Below are 24,787 nucleotides of genomic sequence, written 5' to 3'. Positions count from 1 at the left end.
ATGAGAGACTTTGGAACCATCGGCGTTGTTGGCGCCGGGACTATTGGATCAGGTGTTGCCCAACTTTTTGCTCAATCCGGGTTGCAGGTGGTGCTGGTGGACAGCGTCGCCGAGCAGCTGGAAACCGCCTGCAAAAACATCACCAAGAACGCCCGCCTCTATGGCATGGTGCACAAATCCCTACCCGCCCCTGCCGGCGTCCTGAACAGGCTGACATTTACAACGGATATGGAAGCTCTGTCGGGGACTGGTTTCGTGATTGAGAATATCACCGAAAACGTGGCTCTGAAAACGGCAGTCCACCACGAGATTGATCACATTCTGCCCCCCGAGACGCCGGTCGCCGCCAATACATCCGCCATCCCGATCACCCGCATTGCCAGCTTCTCGCGCCATCCTAACCGCGTCATTGGCATGCATTTTATGAACCCGCCGCCAATCATGCCCATGGTCGAAATCATTCGTGCCACCCATAGCACGCCGCAGGCGTTGCAGGCGGCAGCGGATCTGGTCGCGGCTGCCAACAAACAGTCGATTCTGGTCAACGACAGCCCGGGGTTTGTCACCAATCGGGTGATGATGCTGATGGTCAATGAGGCCATGTTTCTAGTCCATGAGGGCGTGGCCGATGTTCAGGGCGTGGACCGGCTGTTCAAGACCTGCTTTGGCCACAAAATGGGTCCGCTAGAGACCGCTGATCTGATCGGGCTAGATACCGTAAAACTGTCTTTGGATATTCTCTATGACGAATTCAACGACCCCAAGTACCGCCCCTGCCCCCTGCTCAAACGGCTTGTCTATGCCGGGCAAACCGGACGCAAGGCCGGGCGCGGCTTTCACACCTATGATCAATAACAAAGAGGTTCCCATGACTGACACCAAGACCAATCCCCAGGGCGCCATCGCCGCATTCATGACGCGCTCCTTTGACGGCGCAAAGATCGAACCCGATCAGGATATCTTTGAAGCCGGCTATGGCAATTCCATGTTTGCCATGCAGCTGGTTGCTTTTGTTGAATCACATTTTGGCCTGGACATTGAAGCAGAAGATCTGGAGATCGACAATTTTCGTTCGATCAATCGCGTTGCCGCCCTGGTTGCCCGCAAGCAAGCCATGGCCGCCGCGTGACTGTCCAGACCACTCCGGACCATACCCGATGGGACAGCCTGGCGCAGGAGGTCATAGCGCCCTTGGCCGCCCAGATTGATCAGGACGCCCGGGTGCCGCAACAGGTGATTATGGCGCTACGCCAGGCTGGGGCCTTTGCCAGTGGCTTTCCTGGCGGGCCCGCAACAGATCAGGCGGAGGCACTTTCTGCAAGCCTGGACCATGGCCAGATGCATCAGGCCCTGGGCGCGGCCAGCGCCTCGGTTCAGGGGGTGCTGAATGTCCACCACATGGGGGGCAGCGCGCTGGCAAAATGGAGCAGCAAAGCACAAAGATCCCAGTGGATGCCACGGGTGCTCAGCGGCGAGATCTGCTGCGCGATTGCCATGACCGAGCCCGAAGTTGGCAGCGACATCTCGGCGGTGCAGACCCAGGCCAGACCCGTTTCAGGCGGCTATGAGCTCACCGGTCAAAAAGCCTGGATTACCTGTGGAGATTTTGCAGACCTCTTTGTTTTGATCGCCAAAACGGAAGCCGGACCAACGGCCTTTTTGCTGCCAAAACAGACCAAGGGCCTGCGCATTGCCCCTATCGAGGGCCTGTTGGGGTGCCGCGGTTATATGATGGCCAATCTGCACCTAGAGGCGGCCTATCTGCCCGAGGATCACCTGTTGGGCCGCCCCGGTTTTGGAGCGTCGCATGTCGCGGTCACTGGGCTGGAGGCCGGGCGGCTTAACCTCGCCTGGGGCTGTGTCGGCCTGGCAGATGCCGCCTGCACATTGGCGCTGCGGCGGGCCAAGACCCGCCAGCAATTTGGCAAGCCAATTGGTGACTTCCAACTGGTGCAGCAAATGCTGGCCCGTATGGCAACGGACATCCACGCCGCCAGGCTGATGTGCCAATCGGCCGCCACCGCGCGCGCCCTGCGCCAGATGGATGCGGCGAAACAGGCAACCATGGCCAAATACTTTGCCTCGCAGATGGTCGGACGCGTCACCCGCGATGCGCAGCAGATCTTTGGCGCCGAAGGCATCGGCCCCAACACCCCCATGGCGCTATTCCATCGCGACTCACGGATCATGGAGGTGATCGAGGGCACCACCCAGGTGCTGGAAAGCATGATCGCCCGGCTGTCCCTCTCAGAGGTGCATCTCTCATGACCCGGACCTGTGATTTTGACCTCACGGCGCTGACTCCAGAAAGCCGGCTTGCCATTGTTGACGGGTTACTGGCGATTGGGGTGACGGTAGAGCTGCAGCCCGACGGCATAGCGCAGATCTCCGCGACCGGAGAAGCCAAGATGGGCGAAGCCCTGGGATTTGCCGAAGCGATGCGCAAAACCCACCGTTTGGTGGCCCGCCGCGTGCTGCGGGAAACCTCCGCGCCTAGCGCGCAGGGGTGCTCGGATGAAGATCTGGCGGCCAGCGAAGATCTGCATTTCTTTGCTGATGGGCTGACCGGGATCTCTGGACAGTTGCTCAAGCTGTTTCGGTACTTTGAGGCCACCTTTGCGGATCTGGCCGACGACTACGCCGCACTGGATCAGCACTATCCGGTTATGATGCCTGCCAAACTGCTGCAAGAGGTTGGCTATACAAGCAATTTTCCCCAGCATGTTACCCTGTGCAGTCATTTCCCCGACCAGTTGCCAGTTCTAGAACAGGTGGCACAGATGGCCAAGGAACCGCTCTCCAAAGCCCGCGCAGCCGAGCTGGGCGCCGTCATGGAAGGACCCGAGCACGTGCTGACCCCCGCGGTCTGCCTGCCCTGCTACTCTCAACACGCAGGTCTGCGGCTGGCCAGAGGCGAAGTGCGACGGCTGACCATGCAAAACCATGTGTTCCGCTACGAGGCTAACCGGTTTCAACCCCTGTCGCGCGGCTGGGATTTTTCAGTGCGCGACATTGTATTTTTTGGCTCCGGAGCGGAACTGACCCGGCTGCGTGCCGAGGTGATGGAGCGGGTGTTTGCCTTTTGCGAGACCCTGGGGATGCAGGTCAGTCTCGAGCTGGCGAATGATCCTTTTTTTGTGGATAGCAGCCGAGACAAGGTGGTCTATCAGCGAATGGGAGAGGTGAAATACGAGCTGCTGTTTCACATATCAGACCGGGACGCCCCCCTAGCGGCCTCCAGCTTCAACCTGCACCGTGATTTCTACACCAGCACCTATGACATTGCTTTTGCCGACGGAACCAGGGCCGAAAGTGCCTGTATGGGTTTTGGGTTGGAGCGCTGGCTCTATGCCTTTGTGCGTCAAAAGGGCCTGGATCCTTCGGGCTGGCCCGATCCTGTGCGCAGAGCTGTCATGGCGCCACAAGATCCTGCGGACTGAGGTGGATCGGATCAAACGCCAGCGCTGGAGCCTGCGCAGCCAGGGCGAGCCAATGCCCCGGCAAACGTTGGGTACGCAGCTGCCATGTTGCGACCGGACCCTGAGTGGTGGGCAGACGGGTCAGGGTGGGCTTTGGTCCCGCAAATTCGATGTCCTGCGGCGGCAGGGTAAAACCAAGCCCGGTCGCCTTCATCAGCGCCTCTTTGGCAGACCAGAGCTGGGTAAAGCGATCCTCTGGCCTTTGTTGCGCCGCCATATAGGTACACTCCGCTGGGGTCATGACACGCGGGGCTAGTTCACGGTAGGTTTGTGGGGTCGTCAGCCGTTCGACATCCACACCAACCGGATGGCCCGCGCTCAGCGCCACAGCAATCAACCCCTTTGTATGCGACAAATTAAAATGCAACGCAGGGTGATCGGCCAGATAGGGTTTGCCCTGCGCAGTGCAGGCAAAGCTGTAGCTACAAATTCCGGCGCCCCGCAGGGCCCAGTGCAAAGCGGCATGAGACAGAACAAACAGATGCAGCGCCTCAGGGCAGACAAAGCGCGCAGCTCTTTGGCGTTCTTGATCCGTCAACCCAGGCAACAGGGCCGAAACCAAACTGCTACCTGGCGCATTCACCAAACAAAGAAAGAGCGAAATGCCTGATTTTATTGTATTTGACCGGAGATATGGCCTTTCCAAGACAAACGCCCCTATTGACTGAATCATCATACATTATTACTCGTTATAGTGGTTTTCAAACTTTAGAAAGCTGCTTGGAGGTTAAATGCCCGCTAGAGATGAATTACCAGATGCCTTCTTTATGAAATTATCCGGTCTGATTGAGGCGGAGTTGTTTCTGAAAATAGAATCCGTAAACCCTTCGGGATCCATCAAACACAAAACGGCTATCAGCCTGATTGATGCGGCTGAACGCTCGGGTAGGTTGCAACCCGGTGGCACGGTTATTGAATCCACCTCCGGCAATCTAGGCATTTCACTGGCCGCTCTCTGTGCAAAACGCGGCTATGGTTTTACCAGTGTGGTAGATCCGAATGTTTCCGCCCAAAGCGTGGCCATGATCCATGCCTTTGGCGGTAAGGTTATCCAAGTCACCGCCCGCGATGCACAGGGGGGATATCTGGGAACCCGCATTGCCTTAATCAAAGAAATGCTAGCGGCCGATCCTACCCTTTATTGGACCAACCAATATGCAAATCCAGCCAACCCGGCGGCCCATGCGCGGCTTACAGCGGTCGAGATCGCTATGGCTCACCCGGAGGCCGATTGGGTCGTTGTTGGAGCTGGCACCACCGGCACTCTCATGGGGTTTCTCGACTATTTCGACGGTATCCGTCATCCGGCCCAGGTTTTGGCGGTAGATTCAACCGGCTCCATCACCTTTGGCGGCCAAGCTGGCCCGCGTTTCATTCCCGGTCTCGGCACCAGCCGCATCCCGGAAATCTATCAGGCCGACAAGCTGCGCCATAGCGTCCTGGTTCCCGAACCAGAAGCCATACGCCTGTGTCGCTGGCTGGCCACCAGCCATGGCTATCTGGCAGGGGGCTCCACCGGGTCGGTTCTGGCCGGCATTCGGGCCCGTGCAGATCTATTTTCCAAAGGGACCAAAGTCGTCGCGCTCTCGCCGGATGGCGGCGAAAAATACCTGGACACGGTCTACAACGACGCCTGGGTGCAGGAGGTCTATGGCGCCCTACCCGCGCTGGATCTAAGCGCCGACCGTCCCCGGCAACGATTGGAAGAGGCGGCAAGCGAGGTCAGCTGACATGGAAACCGAACCCCAACCCCCAAAGCCTGGCCTGCAGCTGATCAAAGCGGATGCAATCCGCAAGGTGCTGCAGGGCAATGCCGAGGAGATCGAACAATTGGTGGCGCGTGCCTATCAGGCGCATCACCAGCAAGAAACGGTCAATCCTGACAGCTATTTTCTGCGCTTTCCCGACAGCGACCGCAACCGTATCATTGCCCTGCCCGCCGCCATCGCCACCAAGGACCTCCAGGTCTCGGGCATCAAGTGGATCGCCAGCTACCCCGCCAATCTGAGCAAAGGACTGGACCGCGCCTCAGCCGTGATCATCCTCAACGACGCTGAAACCGGCTACCCCTTTGCGGTTCTGGAAGGGGCACAGATCAGCGCCATGCGCACGGCAGCCTCCGCCGTGCTGGGGGCGGATCATTGTTCAAACCTGGGACGTCGGGTAAAATCCATCGCCTTTGTCGGCGGGGGGCTGATTTCCCGCAATATTCTGTACCAGTTTTGCGCCCGGGGTTGGCACATCGGTAAGGTCTATTGCCACGACCTCAATCCAGACACCGCCGCATCGCTGGTTGACCATGCCGCAGAGGGCTGCGGCCTTGCAGCGCAATCTGTCGGCTTGGAGCAGGCGTTGGATGCGGAACTCGTGGTCTTTGCCACCAACGCGGTAACGCCCTACCTACCTGAAACGTTTCAGTTTTCCCCTGGACAGACCATTTTAAACGTATCTTTACGCGATATCGCACCGCAGCAAATCCTAGCGGCACAGAATGTCTTTGACGATGTGGACCATTGCCTCAAGGCGCAGACCTCTCCCCATCTTGCCGAGACCCTATCTGGTGGGCGCGATTTTGTTGCCGGCTCTCTCACCCAGGTGATTGAGGGCAATGTGACCCTCACGGATCGCAAGCCAGTGATCTATTCGCCCTTTGGCATGGGGGTCCTGGATGTGGCCCTGGCGAGTTATGTCTACGCCAAGGCCGTCGCGCGTGGGGACAGTCTGGAGCTGCCTGATTTCTTTGGCCAGTGACCCGCTTTGGAAACAGACCAAAGGCAACTGTCAGCTCGGGGCCAGCGGCAGGAAAATCCCGGCGAAAAAATCGCTCAGCTGGTCATGGGCTTCAAGCGGCAAAACATGGGCAATATATTGATCCGGCCGCACCACAACCATGCAGCCCGCCTGGCGGTCAATTCCGCGCATCTGGTAGATATCCCCTGCCCCCTTGTGATCGACGCAAAACACCTTTTCGTGGTCCTGTAGCCCCATCTCACCCCTGTGCGGTTTCAGGATCTCGGCCAGCTTCAAATCCAGTATCGCCTCAAAATCCTGCTGAAAGATGGCGCGCAGGTCGATCACAGCATCGATGTCCTCTTCCTTATGGCGATATTTCTGCACAACCGAATGAGAATCCTTCATCAGCCAGTCGCAAAGCCCGTAGAGACCTGACCCCGCTTGGCAGGTCTCTCCGGCAAAGGCATAGATCCGCCAACGACCATCCGCTTCTGCGACATGGCCCAGCTGCATCTGCATGGCATCGCTCACCCGGACAACCGGCGCCGAGTGAAAGCGGCGGCCAATCTCAAACCCGGGAGCCAAACCCTGGTGGCTGCTTCCGCCTGTCAGTCGCGAGCGGTCATATTTCACCGCCAACCCGCCGGTGAACTCCAAATTTTCGATAAACTGCTTTTGGAAACGCGGCATACCACCGTCATCCAGTTCGGATTCTCCAGGGGGGGCAGACATGATCCGCGCCCATTTGTGGTCGGTCTCAATCAGTCGCTTCGCCTCGACCCAGCGTTCCGCAGAATAGGTGCACAACAAATCCGGATCAGAGCGCCCTTTGAGAACCTGCGCCAGTTTCCAGCCCAGATTGAAACTGTCCTGCATCGAGACATTCATCCCCTGCCCGGCCTTTGGACTATGGGTGTGGCAGGCGTCTCCAGCGGTAAAGACCCGCGGTTTTTCGGTTGACCCCTTCGGAGTATTGTCAAAACGATCGGTCAGGCGATGGCCAATCTCATAAATGGACCACCAGACCACCTCTTTCACCTCCAGGGTATAGGGGGTGAGGATACGATTGGCCGCCGCAATCATATCTTCGGCGGAAAACTTTCGCGCCGAGACCCGTTCATCCGGGTTCAGCTTGTCCAGTTCCACATACATCCGAAACAAATAACCACCCTCGCGGGGGAGGATCAGAATATTGCCCTCCTCGGCCGAAGTGATCAGACATTTCTGCCGCACATCGGGGAAATCCGTATTGGCCAGGATATCCATCACACCCCAGGCCTGATGCGCTGCATCGCCGTGCAGCTCGCCGCCAATGGCCTGCCGCACCGTTGAGCGCGCCCCATCACAGCCCACCACATAATTGGCCCGCACTGTCCTGATTTCACCCAGGTTGACGCCAGTCTGCTCCAGCGTCACAGTTACCGGATGATCCGCCCTGCCGGGATCGACCTCTACGCCCTGCACCGCCCAAGAGTAATCCGGCTGTAACCGGCTTGGGGCATTATTCATCACATTCAGAAACAGCTCATGCACCCGCGCCTGGTTGATCAGCGTATGCGGCATTTCCGAAGAGCCCTCGGGCACATCCTGCACCCTCCCAATGCGGCGGATATGCGCTGCATTGTCAGGGTCAGGCGACCAAAAGGCCGTCTGGTTCACCCAATAACTTTCGCGTTTAACCGTCTCGCCAAAGCCAAAGGCCTGGAACATCTCCATACTGCGGGTGTTGACCCCATCGGCCTGTCCCTTTTCGATCGGACCCGGTTTTGGGTCAACAATCATGGTCGTGATCTCAGGAAACTGGGCCAGCTGAGCCGCCAGACACAGGCCAGCAGGACCACAGCCTGCAATCAGCACATCCACTTTATCCGGCAGGGGCGCGAAGGTCTCATAGCTCCGGACTGAAGGTGCCGCGGGTTTCACATCAGGATCGCCTCCTCGAAAACCGTCCTTGTAAAACTGCATCACCGCATCCCCCATTTTTAGACCAGATCCTCGCGGATCACCTAGCTCTCATTTTAATAACTATACTTACTATATTGAGTCAAGAAACAATCCAGCCCCTGCTATCATCGTCGCCCAGCCTGTAATAAACAGCACATAGGGTACGGAAATGTGGGAGAAAGAGACCGATGAAAGTTCAGGAAATGGCAGGTCACCTGATCAGGCGCCTGAACCAGACATCGACCCATATCTTTGCCAAACAGATGCAGGAAGATGGCGTGGATCTTACCCCTGTCCAGTTTGCGGCCATGGACACTATCGCCTCGAACCCAGGCATTGACCAGGCTGGGGTCGCCGCCAAGATCGCCTATGACCGCGCCACCATTGGCGGGGTGATCGACCGGCTGGTTCAAAAGGGACATGTCACCCGCACCGTCAGCGAAAAGGATCGGCGCGCCCGCGAGGTCCGGCTTACAGAAACAGGCCGCGCTCTGTTTCAGGAGATCCTGCCAAAGGTGGAACGGATGCAAGATGAAATGCTGCAAGAGCTGACGCCGCAGGAACGCAGGATCTTTCTGGATCTGAGCCGCAAAGCCCTGGGCAAATCCGCGCCCCAGGAAACGGACTGAGCAGCGGCCTTTCTAGAACAAAAGACGGCGCTCGCTCAAACACCAATCAAACAATAAAAAGGCGGCCTCTGAAACAGGAGCCGCCCTTTTATTGGTTTTATTGGAGTGGCTTAGCCGCCGAAGTCGTCCAGCATGATGTCTTCGCGGTCGACCCCAAGGTCGAGCAACATGTTGATCACCGACTGGTTCATGATCGGCGGGCCACACATGTAGAACTCGCAGTCTTCGGGTGCGGGATGGTTCTTCAGATACTCTTCGAACAGCACGTTATGGATAAAGCCGGTATAGCCTTCCCACTCGTCCTCGGGCATCGCATCCGACAGGGCCACGTGCCAGTCAAAGTTGTCAAACTCCTCTGCCAGCGTGTCGAAATCTTCGACAAAGAACATCTCTTTCTTGGAGCGCGCACCGTACCAGAAGGAGATCTTGCGATCGCGATTTTCAAGTCGCTTGAGCTGGTCAAAGATATGGCTGCGCATCGGAGCCATGCCAGCACCACCACCAATGAAAACCATCTCTTTTTGGGTGTCGCGGGCAAAGAACTCACCAAAGGGACCAGAGATCGTTACCTTGTCACCGGGCTTCAGGTTGAAGATGTAGCTCGACATCAGGCCGGCAGGGATGCCCTCTGAGCCGGGGGGCGGAGAGGCCACCCGCACGTTGAGCATGATCATGCCCTTCTCATCCGGGTAGTTGGCCATGGAATACGCGCGTTCAACTGGCTCATTCACCACCGACTCATACTGCCAGAGGTTAAAGCGGTCCCAGTCCTCGCGGTACTCTTCTTCGATGTCAAAATCGGTGTATTTCAGCGCATGGGCCGGAGCTTCGATCTGGATGTAACCACCCGCGCGGAAGTTCACGTCTTCGCCTTCGGGCAGATCGAGAACCAGCGCCTTGATGAAGGTGGCGACGTTTTCGTTGGAACGCACGGTGCATTCCCACTTTTTCACGCCAAACACCTCTTCGGGCACCTCCACTTCCATGTCCTGTTTGACCGCAACCTGACAGGACAGACGGTCACCGCAACCGGCTTCACGCTTGGTGATATGGCCTTCTTCGGTCGGCAGGATAGACCCGCCGCCGGAATGCACCCGCACGCGACACTGGGCACAGGTGCCGCCGCCGCCACAGGCTGAAGGCACAAACAGCTTTTCAGCTGCCAGCGTCTGCAGCAGTTTGCCCCCAGCGGGAACTGAGATGGTTTTCTCGCCGTTGATGGTGATGTTCACATTGCCGGTCGACACCAGCTTGGAACGGGCCGCGATGATGATGCTGACTAGCGCCAGAACGATCAGGGTGAAGAGGACAATGCCAAGTCCAAAAGTAGCCATTGTGTCAGCCCCCCTTACAGTTTCACGCCACTGAAGGACATGAAGGCCATGGCCATAAGTCCTGCAGTGATGAAGGTGATGCCAAGACCCTGCAAACCATCCGGGATGTCAGAGTATTTAAGCTTTTCGCGTACACCGGCCATGGCGGTAATCGCCAGCGCCCAGCCAAAGCCCGAAGACAGACCATAGGTCGCCGCCTCGGCAAAGCCGTAGTCGCGTTCCACCATAAAGAGCGAGCCCCCGAGGATGGCGCAGTTCACGGTGATCAGCGGCAGAAAGATACCTAGTGCGTTGTAGAGCGGCGGAAAGTATTTATCCAAAACCATCTCGAGGATCTGCACCAGTGCAGCAATCACGCCGATGTAAGAGATCAGACCAAGGAAGGTCAGATCCACATCCGGGAACCCGGCCCAGGCCAGCGCGCCGGGCGCCAGCAGATAGGTCAGGATCAGGTTGTTGGCGGGCACGGTGATGGCCTGCACGATCATCACCGAAATCCCCAGACCAATCGCGGTTGAGATTTTCTTGGACACGGCAATGAAGGTACACATGCCGAGGAAGAAGGAGAGGGCCAGGTTCTCAACAAAGATTGCCTTGACCGCAAGAGAGAGGAGCGCTTCCATCAGTGGGCCTCTACGACTTGGATTTTATATTCACGCTCTTCTACCTGTCCTGGTTTCCATGTGCGGAAGGCCCAGATCAAAAGACCGATGACAAAGAAAGCAGAGGGCGGCAGCAGCAGCAGGCCATTGGGGACATACCAGCCACCGTTGTTCACGGTTTCCAGAATGGTCACGCCAAAGAGCGAGCCAGAGCCAAAGAGCTCGCGGAAGAAGCCAACCAGCATCAGGATCAGGCCATAGCCCAGACCATTGCCGATGCCGTCGATGAAGGAAGCCATGGGCGGATTCTTCATGGCAAAAGCTTCGGCGCGGCCCATGACGATACAGTTGGTGATGATCAGACCGACAAAAACCGACAGGGTTTTTGAGATCTCAAAGGCATAGGCCTTGAGCACCTGATCGACCAGGATCACCAAGGAGGCGATGATCACCATCTGTACGATGATCCGGATCGAGCTGGGGATTTGGTTGCGCAGGATCGAGATGAACATCGACGAGAACGCCGTCACCAGGGTTACCGCGAGGGTCATCACCAGCGCCACCTTGAGCGAGGAGGTCACCGCCAGGGCGGAACAGATGCCAAGCACCTGCAGGGTAATCGGGTTGTTGTCGACCAATGGGTCGAGCAGCATTTCCCTACGTGTCTGGGCCATCAGAAATCTCCTGCTTTGAGATTGGCAAGGAAGGGGGCATAGCCGGTTTCACCCATCCAGAAGCGCACCAGATTGTCGACACCGACCGAGGTCAGCGTCGCACCGGAGAGCGCATCCACATGGAAGTCTTTGCCAGCGGCAGGTGCGGTTTTGGCCACGGTGATCTGCAATTCGCCATTGTCATCCGCCAGGCGCTTGCCGTTCCACAGCGCCTTCCAGCGGGGGTTGTCCACCTCGGCACCCAGACCGGGGGTCTCGGCATGGCTGTAGAACTGCAGGCCAAAGATGTCATTGGCGTTTTCTTCCACAGCGATAAAGCCATAGAGCGTCGACCACAGACCATAGCCATGCAGCGGCAGAATCACCTTGTCGATCTCGCCCGCGTCATCTTTCAGCAGATAGACGGTCATGTATTTCGACTGACGGCCAATCGAGGCCGGGTCATCTTCCAAAGCGGTGGAGGTCGCCGGATCATCCGCAGAAGCGCGATCGTCAAAGGTGGCAACGTCGAACGCATCGGTAAAGCGACCGGTGGCCAGCTCCAGCACCTTTGGTTCAAACGAAGCGCTAAAGGCCTCGGTGATATCGACGCCGGGCTCATAAAGACCTGCGACCTGCAGAATGTTGATCTGCTTGTCTTTCAGCTTGTTGGCTTCCTGCGTTGGACGCAGGGCCACCGCAGCTGCGGAGACAACCATCGAAGCAAAGAGGCAGAGCGCCACGGCGACAAACAGAGTTTTGCCGGTGGAATCTGGTGAGGCCTCAAGGAAGCGCTGAATCGCGCCTTTGTTGGTTTGCTCAGACATGACGCTTCGCTCTCCGTTTGATATTGGCCTGCACAACAAAATAGTCGATCAGCGGCGCAAAGACGTTGCCGAATAGGATGGCCAGCATCATGCCTTCGGGGAAGGCCGGGTTGATCACCCGGATCATCACCACCATGAAGCCAATCAGCGCGCCGTAGATGTAGCGGCCCATATTGGTATGGCTGGCAGACACCGGCTCAGTGACCATAAAGACCATGCCAAAGGCAAAACCACCGGTTACCAAATGCCAATACCAGGGCATCGCAAACATCGGGTTGCTGTCAGACCCAATGGTGTTGAGCAGCAGCGAGAAACCCACCATGCCTGCCATGCAGCCGACGATCAGACGCCAGTTGGCAATCTTGGTTATCAACAGAAAGGCCAGACCGATCAGGCAGGCAATCGTAGAGGTCTCGCCAAAGGAGCCCTGGATCGTGCCGACAAAGGCATCCATCCACTCGATCCCGTTGGCCGCCAGCTGATCAAAACCAGCCGAGGCAGAAACCGACAGAGCCGTGGCGCCGGAGAAACCGTCAACAGGCGTCCAGATGCTGTCACCAGACATATAGGCTGGATAGGCAAAATAGAGGAAAGCACGACCGGTCAACGCGGGGTTCAGGAAGTTCTTGCCTGTACCGCCAAAGACTTCTTTGCCGATGACGACGCCAAAGGCAATGCCAAGGCCAACCTGCCACAATGGAATGCTCACAGGGACGATCAGTGCATAAAGCATCGAAGTCACCAGGAAGCCTTCGTTGACCTCGTGGCCGCGCACGGTGGCAAAGATCACCTCAAAAATACCACCCACCACCAGCGTGGTGATATAGATCGGCAGGAAATACAAAAGCCCGTGCAGCATATTGCCCAGCGGGTTTTCCGGGTTGAAGCCAATGCCAAAGAACTCGATCAGCGCAGCGCGCCAACCCGAGGCCCCATAGGTGCCAATGGCGGTATTGACCTGCAGGCCCGTGTTATACAGGCCAAACAGAATACATGGGATCGTCGCGATGACCACATAGGTCATGATCCGCTTCATATCGATATAGGACCGCGCATGAGGTGCAACGGTGGTGACCGTCTTAGGTGTGTAGAGGAAGCTTTCCACCATCTCATAGATGGGGAACAGTTTCTCCCACTTGCCGCCTTTGGTAAAATTCGGCTCAATGCGGTCAAAAAAGTTACGGAGACCCAAGAGACTATCCCTCCTTTTCGATCTTCGTCAGACTGTCGCGCAGCGCCAGTCCGTATTCGTATTTTGCCGGGCAGGCAAAGCCGACCAGCCCGAGATCTTCTTCGTCCAGTTCCAGCGCCCCCAGCGCCTGAGCCTGATCGGTATCCATGACCAGCAACGCACGCAAAAGCTGCGTTGGCAGATAGTCCTGCGGCATCAGCTGCTCAAACGTACCAGTGGGCACCATGGCGCGGCGACCACCGTTGAGGTTGGATGTCAGCGCATAGAGCTTTTTGGAAAACAGCGAGCCAAGCACCGGCTGCACCGCATATTTGCTCGCCATCGGGCGAATCCAGCCCATGGGGATTTGCTTGTGATCTTCTTCGATCACGGTGATCTGACGCGCATAGCGGCCCATATAGCCATCACCGCCTTCGCCCGCACGACCCGAAAGGATCGAGCCGGAAATCATCCGCGCCGCAACCGAAGCGTCAACTTCACCCGCAGTCAAATCTGCCATGGAGGCGCCTTCAACAGTGCGCAGCAGACGAGGGCTGTTAACCAGAGGACCTGAAAGCGCCACGATGCGTTCAGGGTTGATTACGCCGGTCGCCAGCAGGCGACCAATGGCGATCACGTCCTGATAGCCGATGGACCAAACGGTCTTGGTGCCGGTGGGGGGCTCGATGAAATGCATATGGGTGCCGGCAAGGCCAGCAGGATGCGGCCCATCAAAGCCGACAACCTCAACACCCTCAGCGCTGGGGATGGAGGCTGTGCTGGACTGACACAGATAGGTTTTGCCTTCGCTCAGACCCGCAATGGCCTTGAGACCCGCCGCAAAATCATCCGCCGCTGCGTTGATGATGACGCTGGCATCTGCCGAGAGGGGCTCGGAGTCCATCGCCGTCACATAAATCGCGGCAGGGCGCGTATCGGAGGCGGGCACCTTGGAATAGGGGCGCGTGCGGAAAGAGGTCCACAGACCCGCGGCACACAGGCGCTCTACCAGGCCCTCAGACGTGGCAACATCGCCGACGCCGGAGAAATCGACGGGCTCTGCTGCGGCAGCGTCCACTTCGATCTCGACGCTGATCAGCACCCGGCGTGCGCCGCGGTTCACCGCTTTGACGCGACCGGAGATCGGCGCGACCACCTGGACATCAGGCGTGTCCTTATGGGCAAAGACCGGGGCACCGGCGGCGATGACATCGCCCTCCTGCACCGCAAGACGGGGTTTCAAACCCAGGTAGTCGCTGCCCAGCAGGGCAACGGTCCTGACTGCGGGACCATCATGAATTTCCTGCGCGGGGGTACCCGCAACCGGAAGCTCGAGTCCTTTTCGTAGCTTATATTGCCGCAACTCTATCTCTTCTTCTTTTGCTGTTGGGTCTGAACCAACATGTCTGGGCCGTCGTTCGGATTCGGCCTGCAAATAGTCTGATCCGGACCATTTTCCCACAGGGAAAAACGAAAAAGCCCGTTACCGTGCCATTTCCGACTGAATCCGCCCTTGATTGACAGGGCCGCGAATAGCGTACAATACAAGGGCGTTTCAAGGGTAGGTGAACAAATGGCACGTCTCTTTCTTGTCGCTTTGATGTTTTTCTTAGCAGCCTGTAAATCAGATCCCGTCACGCTGAAGTTCAGCGGCGAGACCATGGGAACGAGTTACAATATCGTCGCCATCGACAAAACGGCGGATCTGTCATCGGATGCCCTGGAAGCGGCAATCACTGCGACCCTGGCCAAAGTGAACAGCCAGATGTCGAACTGGGATCCGAACTCCGAAATCTCGCGGTTCAACAGCGCGACCTCCTCTGATCCGATCAAGATCTCGCCCGAGCTGACCTCTGTCATGACTGCTGCAAATGCGATCCATGACAAGAGCGAAGGCCTGTTTGATGTGACCCTGGGGCCACTGATCGAAATTTGGGGCTTTGGCGCCCGGACCCCCGACAGCCCGGTGCCCGCAGATGAGAAAATCGCCGCCGCACTTGATGTTGTGGGCCAGAGCAAGGTTCTGACCCTGGACAGCGGCGCCGCCACCCTGGCCAAACATCTGCCCGAGACCTCGGTCTATCTGGCGGCCATCGCCAAAGGATATGGCGTTGATCAGGTCGCTGCGGTTCTGGCCGAGGCTGGGATCCGCGACTACATGGTCGAAATTGGCGGTGATCTGGTTACGGCAGGCCACAACCCACAGGGCGAAGCCTGGCGCATTGGAATTGAACGCCCCGATGCCGCCAGCCAGACAATCGAAGAAGTGGTTGATGTCTCGGGTCTCGGCATGGCCACCTCGGGGGACTATCGCAATTACTTCGAACAGAATGGCATCCGCTATTCGCATATCATCGACGGGGTGACGGGCCGCCCCATCACCCATGGCACGGCTTCGGTGACCGTTCTGGCGGAAAACGCCATGATGGCCGATGGTTGGGCCACCGCCTTGCTGGCCTTGGGCCAGGAGCGTGGGCTCAGAATTGCCGAATCTGAAGGGCTCGCGGTTTTGTTCATTGCACGCAGCCCCGATTCCGGTGCAACAGGCTTTGAAACCACCACCAGCTCGCAGTTCTCCAAACTGCAAGCCAAGCCGTAAGGACAGACCCCATGGCAACCTTCCTTCTCACCTTTGGGCTTTTGGCACTTGTCATGCTGGGCATGTCGCTGGGCGTTTTGCTGATGGGTAAGACCATCAAGGGCAGCTGCGGTGGGCTGAATGCCATTTCTGGCGCCGACAAATGTGTGGTGTGCAGCAAGGACATCGACCCCGACAGCCCCTTGCGCGACAAGCTGCAGTGCAAGCGGGCCCGCAAGATGGTCGAACAAATGGAAGCCGAGATGCGCGCCGACACCTGACAACAGGTTTTGCCCTATCCAGCTTTTTGCAAGGCGGCCCCAGCGGTCGCCTTTTTCTATTCTGGGTCAATAAACTAGGCAGAACCATGACTTTTTGTCTCGGTGTCGCAACGGGGCTAGAAACACCCCAGCTTCTCTCGTCTCTTCCTCTCGACCCGGCAACAAAATAGCCTGGGACTTATGGAATTCAGACGTGCCCCAGGATCAACCCAAATGACAACAAACCACCGCTCTGCCTCCCCTGCCCCACAAGACAGCCGAGAGGTCTATTGGTTGGAGAGTCTGCCAGTTGCGCCAGATACGCCGTCTGACCCCTTGCCTCAGGTGGATGTGGCCATTTTGGGGTCTGGCTACACTGGCTTGAACGCTGCTCTGGTCACGGCGCGCGCCGGTCGATCAACAATGGTTCTGGAGGCTGGCAATCCCGGCTGGGGTTGTAGCACCAGAAACGGCGGCCAGATCAGCACCAGCATCAAGCCCAGTCTGGAAAAACTGACCGCCCGCTATGATGCCGCAAAGGCCCGCGCCATTCGGCAGGAAGGCTTTGATGCCCTGAACTGGCTGGAACAATTCGTCCAGTCCGAGCAGCTGGACTGCGATTTCACCCGTTGTGGCCGGTATCACGCCGCCCATAGCCCCAAACATTTTGACGCGCTTCAGCGCTCGGCCGATGTATTGAACAGGACCGAGGGCGCCGAGGCCTATGCGGTTCCAAGGCACCAGCAGCACAGCGAGCTGGGGTCGGACAGTTATTTTGGCGGCATGGTTTTTCCTCATCATGCCTCGCTTGATCCGGCAAAATACCACCGCGCCCTGCTGCAGCGGGCACTTGAGGCCGGGGTGCATGTCACCGGTAACTGCCCCGTTGAAGAGGTCAGCAAAGAGGCAAATGGGTTTAGGCTCAAAACCGCCAAAGGCATGGTTCAAGCCCGGGAAGTGATGATCGCAACCGGAGGCTATAGCGGCCCGCTGTCTCCCTGGCTGCAACGGCGCATCATCCCCATTGGCAGCTATGTGATCGCCACTGATCCCATCCCGCCCGGGCTGATGGATGAGTTGTTTCCGAGCAACCGGATCATCAATGACACCTGCAAGGTGGTCTACTATTTTCGCCCCTCACCGGATCGCAGCCGGGTTCTGTTTGGGGGGCGGGTCTCGGCCAAGGAAACCGACCCATCTGTCAGCGGCCCCAAACTGCACCAGGACATGTGCCGAATTTTCCCGCAGTTGCGCGACTATGGTATCTCCCATTCCTGGACCGGGCAAGTCGGCTATACCTTTGACGGGCTACCCCATGTGGGCATGCACCAAGGCATGTATTATTCCACCGGTTACTGCGGCACTGGCGTGTCGCTGGCCAGCTATTTTGGCATGCGGGTCGGGCAAAAGATCCTCGGCCTCAGCGAAGGCGCAACCGCACTTGACGGATTAAAGTTCCCGACCCGGCCCTTTTATCGCGGCACCCCCTGGTTCCTGCCCGCCGCCGTCACCTGGTACCGCTGGCAAGACCAGTTCGAACTGCGCCAGGCCGCGCGCAGCCGGTAAACCTCCCTTCTCACTCAGAGCAGAATGCGAAAGACGATCATGATCTCACTCGACAGTTTCAAGAACCTGGCGGACACTCCGGTAGGAGAGTTCAAGCTCAAACCCACCAGCCGCACCGAGGGTCAGACCGAGGCTGCCAATGTATTGTGGGAAGCGCCGAATGGCGGCACTTCGATTGGGGTTTGGGAATGCACCCCTGGACGGTTCACCGCGGACCGCACCGCAGCGGGTGAATACTGCCACATCATTTCGGGGCGCGCATCGGTGAGCCATGTCGATGGGTCAAACACCCGCGAAATTGGCCCCGGAGATCTGTTAGTATTGCCACAGGGCTGGGTCGGCGAATGGACCATTCACGAACACATGCGCAAATTATTTGTGATCAGCGCTGACGCCTAGACCGTGCGCGCCCTTGTCTTTCCAAAAGCCCCCGGAACACGGGCGGGCCTTTGATTTTGGCTGCTCGACCTAAATCCCCTGCATCGGCACAAAGGCTAATATCAGCAGGGCCAGAGCCGCAATCAAGCCAAAGAGCCAGAGCTGCCAACGCGGCCCTTCGGCTTTCCAGACCCGGCGATACCGGTTGCCCGCCAGCACTGCTAGAAAAATCAAAATCGTGGCGATAAGCGGCGTCAGTGTGATCTGCGAGGCAAGCAAGCTATTCCCCCTAAGGCATTTTGTCGTCTAAGCTACCCTAAGGCACCAAGTTGTCTAAACTGAATGACACAGCACGGGATACTTAGACAACCACACGCCGCCAACAACAGGGAGCATTTCAACATGCCAAGTTCTTATCAGGCCCCCAGCCGCGGGGATCAGGCCAAAAAGACCACGCACAGCCAGTCTGCCCAGAGCAATCTCTCGCAGGAGCAAACAACGGTCGAACAGTTGATCAGCAAAAAGGGCGGAACCACCTATACCATCTCGTCCAGCGATACGCTCAGCACCGCTGTTACCGTCCTGCGGGATCGCCGCATCGGGGCGCTGCTGGTCACCGGGATTGATGGCACATTGGAAGGCATCCTGTCCGAGCGCGACATCGTGCGCAAACTGGCCGAGACTCCTGGGCAAACCCTGCCGCAGACGGTGGGCGAGAACATGACCACCAAGGTCGAGACCTGCGCCCCTGGTGATCCTTTGGTCACGGTGTTGCGTCGCATGAATGAAGGCCGGTTTCGTCACATGCCAGTGGTGAGCAACGGAACGCTCTGCGGTATGTTGACCATCGGCGATGTGGTGAACTACCGCCTGAACGCATTGGAATATGAAGCGCTTCAGCTCAAGCAGATGATCGTCGGCTAACCCCCTGCCCTTCTGCCACAGAGCGGCAGGAGGGCAAACACTGTCCCTCAGTCCTCGAGCATGATGGGAAAGCGCCGCCCGGTGATATGCAAAAGCTCCTGCACCGCTGTCACCAAAGCTGGCCCGACGGTTTCCGTGACCTGCTCATCCGCCAGATCCGCTTTGCGCGCACCGCTTAGGAACGCCACTGGCTCGCCAAATTCCGAGGGTCGATAGGGGGTGGCAATAGCGTTAATAGTGGCGTTGAACCGTTGTTCTCCACGCACAAAGGCATAGCCATCGCTCAGCAGACTGGACTGCGCCTGACCAGCAAACTCCGCGTACTGGGCCTGATCCTCCGGCGTCATGCCCTGGGTCAGTTTCTCAAGCTCGCTGCGCCCCAAGGCCCCCAGAAAGGCCGCCCCCGAAGAGGACTGCAGCATTGGCATCCGATAGCCAACATTCAACCAGGTGGTGGTCGAATTGCGGGGCCGCCAGGTTTTGACGATCAGCATCTTGCCATCGTCCTGGATTGCCACACCAATCAAAGTCTTGGTGGCATCAGCCAGTTTTTGCATGATCGGCCCGGCAGTTTCCACAAAGCCAAAGGACGCGCCGGCAATATTGCCAAGCGCCAGGGCCGCAGGCCCCAGGCGATATTTGTCATGATGGTGGCCATGGGTCAGATACCCCAATGCACAAAGAGTAAAGGTCAGCCGCGACACAGTTGAACGCGGCAGGCCGGTGCGCTCTGAAATCTCCAGATTGCCAAGGCCATCATCATTGGGCCCAAAAGCACGCAGCACATTCAGGCCGCGCGCCAGAGTATTGGCAAATCGCTTGTCGTCTTTCAGATCTGGCATGGCCGCATGTTCCCTTTATGGTAGGAAATTCCAACTTATAGAATTTCCTACTGTTGAAAAAGCCTGTTCATCTCGCCGTCATCGACAGCAGCAATGAAATCGAGGGAAAGCCTACAATCAGCGCAAGCACCACCACATCGACGCACAAGAACCTCCAAATACCTGCAAAGACAGTGCCGATCGGCGCCTCACGTCCGACAACATTGGCCAGGACAAAGACATTCAGCCCAACCGGCGGGGTGATCAACCCGATCTCCAGCAGCTTGACCACCACAACCCCAAACCAGATCAGGTTCATGCCATAGGATTCAACCAGCGGCACCACCAGCGGCAGGGTCAGCACCATGATGCCGATGGGGTCCAGAAACATCCCCAGCATCAGATAGACCACACAGATGCAAATGAGCAGCATCATGGGTGTCAGCTGTGCATCCGCCACCCACTGCACCAGCGCCGGTGCCATGCCAGTCAGAGCAATCGCCGCGACAAAGATCTTGGCACCCGCCGCCACCACAAAGATCGCCGAGGTCTGCACGCAGGTTTCGCGCACCGCCTCCCATAGCCCCTGCAGGGTCAGGCGTTTCTGGCCAAAACCGATCAGAGTGGTGACAACCACGCTGACCGCCGCCGCCGCTGTGGCGGTGAAAAAGCCGCCATAGATGCCAACCACGATGATCACAAAGATCAGCGCCGCAGGCCAGGCCTCGCGCACGGCGGCCATCTTCTCGGCCCAGCTGGCAGCTACGCCCTGTTCGGGGACCAGTTTGGGATTGACCCGGATCCAGACCCAGATCACCAGTACAAAGCCTGCCAGCGTCAACAGCCCCGGCAAAACCCCTGCCAGGAATAGCTTGCTGACCGAGGTTTCTGTGAAAATGGCATAGATGATGAACAGGATGCTTGGCGGGATCAGCGACCCCAATGTGCCGCCCGCCGCCACGCTTGCCGTCGCTAGACGCGGATCATAACCCAGTCGCAACATTTCCGGCGTGCAGATCTTTCCCATGGTCGAAGCACAGGCAAGGCTCGACCCGGTGATGGCGGAAAATCCCCCGCACCCCACGACCGAGGCCACAGCCAAACCACCGCGCTGTCGCACCAGCCAGACCTTGGCGGAATTGTAGACCGCCGTGGTAATGCCCGCGCGATAGGCAATATTGCCAAGCGCCACAAACAGCGGGATCATCGACAGATCAAAGCTGTGAACCAGATCAAAGGAATTGGAAAACACCAAAGACGAGGTCGCCCGGATCGCTCGTTCCGGCATAAAGGTGCCGGTTCTGAAGGCAAAAATAGTAAAGGCCGCCAGTGTCGCCACGCCGATCAGCGCAAAGGCAATCGGCACCCGCATCGCCAAAAGCACCAGCATCAGGCCAAAGGCCAGTAATCCAATCGTTGCCGGATCCATGAAGTCTATTCCCGAAATTGAAGTATTCTTGAGAAAGGGCGCATGCCCTTAATGTGGTGAGGTCTCGATGGTGCCGCCACGCCAGACGGTGACGATATCGCCAATGGCCATGACCACCAACCGCAGCCAGCACAGGGAAATGCCAATGACAAAGGCCAACCTACCCGGCCATTGCGGCAGGTTGAGATCTCCGTAAAAGGCGCTGCCTGTGTTGATCTGATGCATCAACTCTTTGCCGCCCGAATAGATTAGCGGGCTGAGGGCAAAGATCCCAAACAGGGTGCCAAAGATCACGAAGTGATTGACCACACGGGGTGGCAACATATTGGTGAGAAACTCTACCGAGATATGCGCCCGTTGGGTCGTCGCCGCTGCCAGGGGCATGATGATCGCCAGAACCATTAGCTCGCGCACGATGATCACCGCATCCGGCACTGAAGATTTGAACAGATTTAGCGCAATCACATCGGCAAAGATCATCAACGCCAGCAAAATGATCGAAGCCGTCGCCACGTCGATACAAAGTCTTTCGATCCGGTCCAGCATCTCGCCCCTCCCTGCAAGTATTGGATTATTGCGACCCCGGGGCAATCTATTCCCTGCCCCGGGGTCGCAGATCAGTAGCGCCGGTTAGTTGCGCTCCCAGGGGTAACCCTCGGCTTCAAACTCTGCGGTGTAATCCGCAACCGCCTGCGTATAGACCTCAATCATCGCATCCGGGTTCAGCCCCACGCTGGCAGCGTTTTCTTTCCAATCCGCCAGGAAAGGCTCGGTCGCCGCGTTGAGCTCAGCCTGCTCTTCGGCGGAGACCTCAATCACCTTGACCGGACGCTCATATTGGCCCTCGCGCATCGCGTTCAGCGCCTTGGCATTGGCACCAATCACGATCTGGGCAAACTTATCCGCCAGCTCTGTGCCCGCCTGAGTCAGAACCTCTTTCTGCGCATCACTCAGCGCGTCATAGCTTTGTTTGTTCATGAACATGCCATAGCCGCCGATCTGGCCCCAGTTCAGCACGGTGTAGCTGTCGATGACTTCATGCCATTTCAGGGCTGGAATGATGTAGGAATAGCCCTGGGAACAATCGATCAGCCCAGTATCCAGCCCCTGATAGGCCTCGTAAACGCTGAGGTTCACCATGGTGGCGCCCAGCTCGCCAAAGACCTTGCCATAGACGCCGGCGCCGCGCACCTTCATGCCCGCGATGTCTTTGATCGAATTGATCTCGGCGCCCTTGCAGGCCACGTTCACATCAGACGCGGTGAAGGTGCCGATATAGACCAGGTTCTGTCGTGCCAGGTTTTCGGTGATTTCTGGCATGGTGCGCATCAAGTGATCAGTGGCACGCAGGCCAACCCAGGGGTTAGGACCGCCCAGAGGCAGGTCCGCCAGGGAATAGGCCGCCATTTCTTTTTGGAAATAGGCCGAGATGATCGAGCCTGCGTCGGCCACACCATCGCCAATCGACTGCACAGAAGCCGAGGCTTTGAACAGGGCTCCGCCCCATTGCACATCCAGCTTCAGATCACCATCCGACAGCTCACCAATGCGGCCATCAAACCATTTCAGCGCCGCAGGAACCGTGCCGCGCGCCGGACCACTGTGGCCATAAAAGATGGTGGTCTGCGCCGCCGCAACGGTGCCAAAAGACAGGGCAACAGCTGCGGCCCCCAATGTGGATTTCACAAAACGCATGGTCAAAATCTCCTCCCCGAGATTATATCTTATATGGCTAACATACAGAATCTTATTCCGTATAGTAGAATTTTTGTTCAGCTAACGGTTTCTCCGTTCAGCTCGTCCGAAAAGCTGCTGATCAGTTTCGCCTTGAGGATTTTTCCCGTTGGGGCCGCAGGCAGATCCTGGGCCAAGATGATCCGGGTCGGCCGTTTGTAAGGCGCAAGCTTGTCCTTCACAAAGGCGGAGAGATCCGCCTCGCTCAGGGTGCAACCCACCGCAACTTTGACAAAGGCCAGGACCTCTTCGTTGCCCGACACCTGTCTTCCCACGACGCCTGCCATGATCACCTCCGGGTGGTCCGTCAACGCGCCTTCGACCTCAACCGGGTAGACATTGAAGCCTGAGCGGATGATCAACTCTTTGGAGCGCCCAGCAATATGCAAACGGCCCTCGTCATCAAAACGTCCCAGGTCACCGGTGCGGAAAAAGCCATCCTCGGTCAGCACCTTGGCGCTTTGTTCGGGGTCGCGGAAGTAGCCTTTCATGATCTGTGGCCCGCCCACCAGGATCTCCCCGATGCCCTCATCCGCTGTGGCGCCTTCGGCCTCAAAATCCAGCCGGAACAGGCTGTCCTGCATCGGGTAGCCAACACTCACATCCGGGTCGCCCAGCGGGCTCGCCGTGGCACAGACGCCGGCAGCGCCTTCTGTCAGCCCATAGCCGTTTTGCAGTGGAATACCATAAAAGGCTTCGGCCTCACGTTTCCAGGTGGGGTCCAGTGGTGCACCGCCAGAGGAGACAAAGCGCAATAGCCCGGTGTCATACTGCGGTTTGTTCTGTGCCCGGGCATAGTGGAACAGATGCGCATGCATCTGTGGCACTGCCGGCAGCAGGGTCACATCAGTTTGCAGCGCCTTATACAGCCGCTCGACAGAAAAACGTGCTTCCAACCGCATAGAGCCCTGGGCCCCACAGATCGACAAGAAGGTGACAAAGCCAAAGATATGCGACAGGGGCAGAGCCAGGAAGGTCATGTCATCCGCCTGCATACCGCGCACCTTGGCTGCTGCCGCGGCAGCACAAAGCAGGTTGTGATGGGTCAGCATCGCCGCCTTGGGCACGCCTGTTGTCCCCGAGGTATAGAGCAGCAGCGCCACCTGTTCGGTTGCGGCCTCGAAACAGGGCTCAGGTTGGCTGCCATTGCGCTGAAACACGCCAACAGTGCCGTAGCGCCCCATGGAGGGTTTGGCAGAGAAGGCCTTGCCGTGGATCACCGCTGTCTCAGAGGCATCGTTGCAAAACACCACCATACTTGGATCGCTATGGGTGATGAGGCGATCAAGCTCGGCATGGGTGAGACGCGCATTCAGTGGAACCGAAATGGCCTCCAGCTCGCTGGTGGCAAAGATAAAGGCGCAAACCGCAAGGCAGTTTTCAAACACCATGACCACGCGATCCCCGGGTTTGACCCCCTGCGCCTGCAAAAGCTCTTTGGCATCGGCCGTGGCGGCCGCCAGATCCGCCCAGGTAAACCTGCCATCCGCATAGTCGATCATCGCCAATGCGCTGGGTTTGGCAGCAGCTGCCGCCTGTAACGTGTCGTGAATTCGGGTCTGCACGCAGGTCCCCTCCCTGTGAATCCTACTGAAACTCAACGCTTTCCCTCTTTATCGCGCCAAAAGGGTGCCTCTCTGCTGCCCTGCAGCAAGAAGAGCGTTGTTTCTCCGGGTATAGCGTGAGAGTAGAATAATTTCAATATGTGGAATTGCTATCCCCATA

Annotated in this window: 26 protein-coding genes; 12 read left to right on the top strand and 14 right to left on the bottom strand. The window is 57.8% G+C overall.

Annotated features, from left to right (window positions below; genetic code table 11):
* The 4 genes from AN476_RS14055 to AN476_RS14040 are packed head-to-tail and all read left to right on the top strand — an operon-like array spanning position 1 to position 3,440.
* On the top strand, positions 1–855 hold the full coding sequence (locus tag AN476_RS14055; RefSeq protein ID WP_054462229.1) for a 3-hydroxyacyl-CoA dehydrogenase family protein: 855 nt from the start codon (positions 1–3) through the stop codon (positions 853–855).
* 13 nt (positions 856–868) lie between these two features.
* Positions 869–1,129, top strand: coding sequence for an acyl carrier protein (locus AN476_RS14050; RefSeq protein WP_054462263.1), 261 nt, complete (start codon positions 869–871; stop codon positions 1,127–1,129).
* On the top strand, positions 1,126–2,268 hold the full coding sequence (locus AN476_RS14045) for an acyl-CoA dehydrogenase family protein (RefSeq protein WP_054462228.1): 1,143 nt from the start codon (positions 1,126–1,128) through the stop codon (positions 2,266–2,268). The genes AN476_RS14050 and AN476_RS14045 overlap by 4 nt, the downstream gene beginning before the upstream one ends.
* Entirely contained in the window at positions 2,265–3,440 is a 1,176-nt protein-coding gene (locus tag AN476_RS14040) for a hypothetical protein (RefSeq protein ID WP_054462227.1), read from the top strand. Before AN476_RS14045 ends, AN476_RS14040 begins: the two co-directional genes overlap by 4 nt.
* On the opposite strand, the gene AN476_RS14035 is transcribed toward AN476_RS14040, so the two are convergent.
* The gene (locus AN476_RS14035; protein WP_172684832.1) at positions 3,412–4,041 is read right to left on the bottom strand and encodes a 4'-phosphopantetheinyl transferase superfamily protein; all 630 of its coding nucleotides are present in this window, start codon (positions 4,039–4,041) and stop codon (positions 3,412–3,414) included. The genes AN476_RS14040 and AN476_RS14035 overlap by 29 nt on opposite strands.
* A 169-nt stretch (positions 4,042–4,210) precedes the next feature.
* Between AN476_RS14035 and sbnA the strand changes: the two genes are divergently transcribed.
* The gene (gene sbnA / locus AN476_RS14030; protein ID WP_054462225.1) at positions 4,211–5,209 is read left to right on the top strand and encodes a 2,3-diaminopropionate biosynthesis protein SbnA; all 999 of its coding nucleotides are present in this window, start codon (positions 4,211–4,213) and stop codon (positions 5,207–5,209) included.
* 1 nt (position 5,210) lies between these two features.
* Positions 5,211–6,230: a 2,3-diaminopropionate biosynthesis protein SbnB gene (sbnB, locus tag AN476_RS14025; protein WP_054462224.1), complete on the top strand. Its 1,020-nt coding sequence runs from the start codon at positions 5,211–5,213 to the stop codon at positions 6,228–6,230.
* A 30-nt stretch (positions 6,231–6,260) separates the two neighbouring features.
* Here the strand turns inward: sbnB and AN476_RS14020 are convergent, their stop codons facing one another.
* The gene (locus AN476_RS14020) at positions 6,261–8,177 is read right to left on the bottom strand and encodes an FAD-dependent monooxygenase (protein ID WP_054462262.1); all 1,917 of its coding nucleotides are present in this window, start codon (positions 8,175–8,177) and stop codon (positions 6,261–6,263) included.
* Positions 8,178–8,344: 167 nt separating this feature from the next.
* Between AN476_RS14020 and AN476_RS14015 the strand changes: the two genes are divergently transcribed.
* Positions 8,345–8,785, top strand: a complete 441-nt coding sequence (locus tag AN476_RS14015; protein ID WP_054462223.1) for a MarR family winged helix-turn-helix transcriptional regulator — start codon at positions 8,345–8,347, stop codon at positions 8,783–8,785.
* Between the two features lie 110 nt (positions 8,786–8,895).
* Here the strand turns inward: AN476_RS14015 and nqrF are convergent, their stop codons facing one another.
* The 6 genes from nqrF to AN476_RS13985 are packed head-to-tail and all read right to left on the bottom strand — an operon-like array spanning position 8,896 to position 14,735.
* Positions 8,896–10,119 (bottom strand): NADH:ubiquinone reductase (Na(+)-transporting) subunit F, encoded by a 1,224-nt coding sequence (gene nqrF, locus AN476_RS14010; protein WP_054462222.1) that lies wholly within the window; start codon positions 10,117–10,119, stop codon positions 8,896–8,898.
* A 14-nt stretch (positions 10,120–10,133) separates the two neighbouring features.
* A complete protein-coding gene (gene nqrE, locus AN476_RS14005) occupies positions 10,134–10,742 on the bottom strand; it encodes an NADH:ubiquinone reductase (Na(+)-transporting) subunit E (protein WP_054462221.1) in 609 nt (202 codons plus the stop codon).
* Positions 10,742–11,395 carry an NADH:ubiquinone reductase (Na(+)-transporting) subunit D gene (locus AN476_RS14000; protein WP_054462220.1) on the bottom strand — a complete coding sequence of 218 codons (654 nt, stop codon included), beginning with the start codon at positions 11,393–11,395 and terminating at the stop codon, positions 10,742–10,744. The genes nqrE and AN476_RS14000 overlap by 1 nt, the downstream gene beginning before the upstream one ends.
* The gene (locus AN476_RS13995; RefSeq protein WP_054462219.1) at positions 11,395–12,201 is read right to left on the bottom strand and encodes a Na(+)-translocating NADH-quinone reductase subunit C; all 807 of its coding nucleotides are present in this window, start codon (positions 12,199–12,201) and stop codon (positions 11,395–11,397) included. The genes AN476_RS14000 and AN476_RS13995 overlap by 1 nt, the downstream gene beginning before the upstream one ends.
* A complete protein-coding gene (locus AN476_RS13990; protein WP_054462218.1) occupies positions 12,194–13,393 on the bottom strand; it encodes an NADH:ubiquinone reductase (Na(+)-transporting) subunit B in 1,200 nt (399 codons plus the stop codon). The genes AN476_RS13995 and AN476_RS13990 overlap by 8 nt, the downstream gene beginning before the upstream one ends.
* Before the next feature lie 4 nt (positions 13,394–13,397).
* Positions 13,398–14,735 carry a Na(+)-translocating NADH-quinone reductase subunit A gene (locus AN476_RS13985; RefSeq protein ID WP_054462261.1) on the bottom strand — a complete coding sequence of 446 codons (1,338 nt, stop codon included), beginning with the start codon at positions 14,733–14,735 and terminating at the stop codon, positions 13,398–13,400.
* Positions 14,736–14,945: 210 nt separating this feature from the next.
* Here AN476_RS13985 and AN476_RS13980 point away from each other — a divergent pair, with 210 nt between their 5' ends.
* The 4 genes from AN476_RS13980 to AN476_RS13965 all read left to right on the top strand — a co-directional run bounded on the left by AN476_RS13980 (position 14,946) and on the right by AN476_RS13965 (position 18,175).
* Complete coding sequence (locus AN476_RS13980; protein WP_054462217.1) at positions 14,946–15,971, top strand: FAD:protein FMN transferase; 1,026 nt, start codon at positions 14,946–14,948, stop codon at positions 15,969–15,971.
* Positions 15,972–15,982: 11 nt separating this feature from the next.
* Entirely contained in the window at positions 15,983–16,231 is a 249-nt protein-coding gene (gene nqrM / locus AN476_RS13975) for a (Na+)-NQR maturation NqrM (protein WP_054462216.1), read from the top strand.
* A 213-nt stretch (positions 16,232–16,444) separates the two neighbouring features.
* The gene (locus AN476_RS13970; RefSeq protein WP_054462215.1) at positions 16,445–17,776 is read left to right on the top strand and encodes an FAD-binding oxidoreductase; all 1,332 of its coding nucleotides are present in this window, start codon (positions 16,445–16,447) and stop codon (positions 17,774–17,776) included.
* Positions 17,777–17,800: 24 nt separating this feature from the next.
* Positions 17,801–18,175 (top strand): cupin domain-containing protein, encoded by a 375-nt coding sequence (locus AN476_RS13965; protein ID WP_253279903.1) that lies wholly within the window; start codon positions 17,801–17,803, stop codon positions 18,173–18,175.
* Between the two features lie 69 nt (positions 18,176–18,244).
* Here AN476_RS13965 and AN476_RS13960 read toward each other — a convergent pair whose 3' ends face one another.
* Positions 18,245–18,433, bottom strand: coding sequence for a hypothetical protein (locus AN476_RS13960; protein ID WP_054462213.1), 189 nt, complete (start codon positions 18,431–18,433; stop codon positions 18,245–18,247).
* Positions 18,434–18,556: 123 nt separating this feature from the next.
* Here AN476_RS13960 and AN476_RS13955 point away from each other — a divergent pair, with 123 nt between their 5' ends.
* A complete protein-coding gene (locus AN476_RS13955) occupies positions 18,557–19,078 on the top strand; it encodes a CBS domain-containing protein (protein WP_054462212.1) in 522 nt (173 codons plus the stop codon).
* Positions 19,079–19,125: 47 nt separating this feature from the next.
* Here AN476_RS13955 and AN476_RS13950 read toward each other — a convergent pair whose 3' ends face one another.
* The 5 genes from AN476_RS13950 to AN476_RS13930 all read right to left on the bottom strand — a co-directional run bounded on the left by AN476_RS13950 (position 19,126) and on the right by AN476_RS13930 (position 24,627).
* Complete coding sequence (locus AN476_RS13950; RefSeq protein WP_054462211.1) at positions 19,126–19,920, bottom strand: IclR family transcriptional regulator; 795 nt, start codon at positions 19,918–19,920, stop codon at positions 19,126–19,128.
* Between the two features lie 67 nt (positions 19,921–19,987).
* Positions 19,988–21,328 (bottom strand): TRAP transporter large permease, encoded by a 1,341-nt coding sequence (locus AN476_RS13945; protein ID WP_054462210.1) that lies wholly within the window; start codon positions 21,326–21,328, stop codon positions 19,988–19,990.
* 48 nt (positions 21,329–21,376) lie between these two features.
* The gene (locus tag AN476_RS13940) at positions 21,377–21,874 is read right to left on the bottom strand and encodes a TRAP transporter small permease (RefSeq protein WP_054462209.1); all 498 of its coding nucleotides are present in this window, start codon (positions 21,872–21,874) and stop codon (positions 21,377–21,379) included.
* A gap of 84 nt (positions 21,875–21,958) precedes the next feature.
* Complete coding sequence (locus AN476_RS13935) at positions 21,959–23,023, bottom strand: C4-dicarboxylate TRAP transporter substrate-binding protein (RefSeq protein WP_054462208.1); 1,065 nt, start codon at positions 23,021–23,023, stop codon at positions 21,959–21,961.
* Between the two features lie 77 nt (positions 23,024–23,100).
* A complete protein-coding gene (locus tag AN476_RS13930; RefSeq protein ID WP_157063763.1) occupies positions 23,101–24,627 on the bottom strand; it encodes a class I adenylate-forming enzyme family protein in 1,527 nt (508 codons plus the stop codon).
* Between the last annotated feature and the right edge of the window lie 160 nt (positions 24,628–24,787).

The sequence above is a fragment of the Phaeobacter sp. 11ANDIMAR09 genome, assembly GCF_001294455.1.
In the GTDB taxonomy this organism is placed as follows: Bacteria; Pseudomonadota; Alphaproteobacteria; order Rhodobacterales; family Rhodobacteraceae; genus Pseudophaeobacter.
Note: the sequence above shows the minus strand (reverse complement) of the source record. Positions and strands in the feature narration are given on the sequence as shown.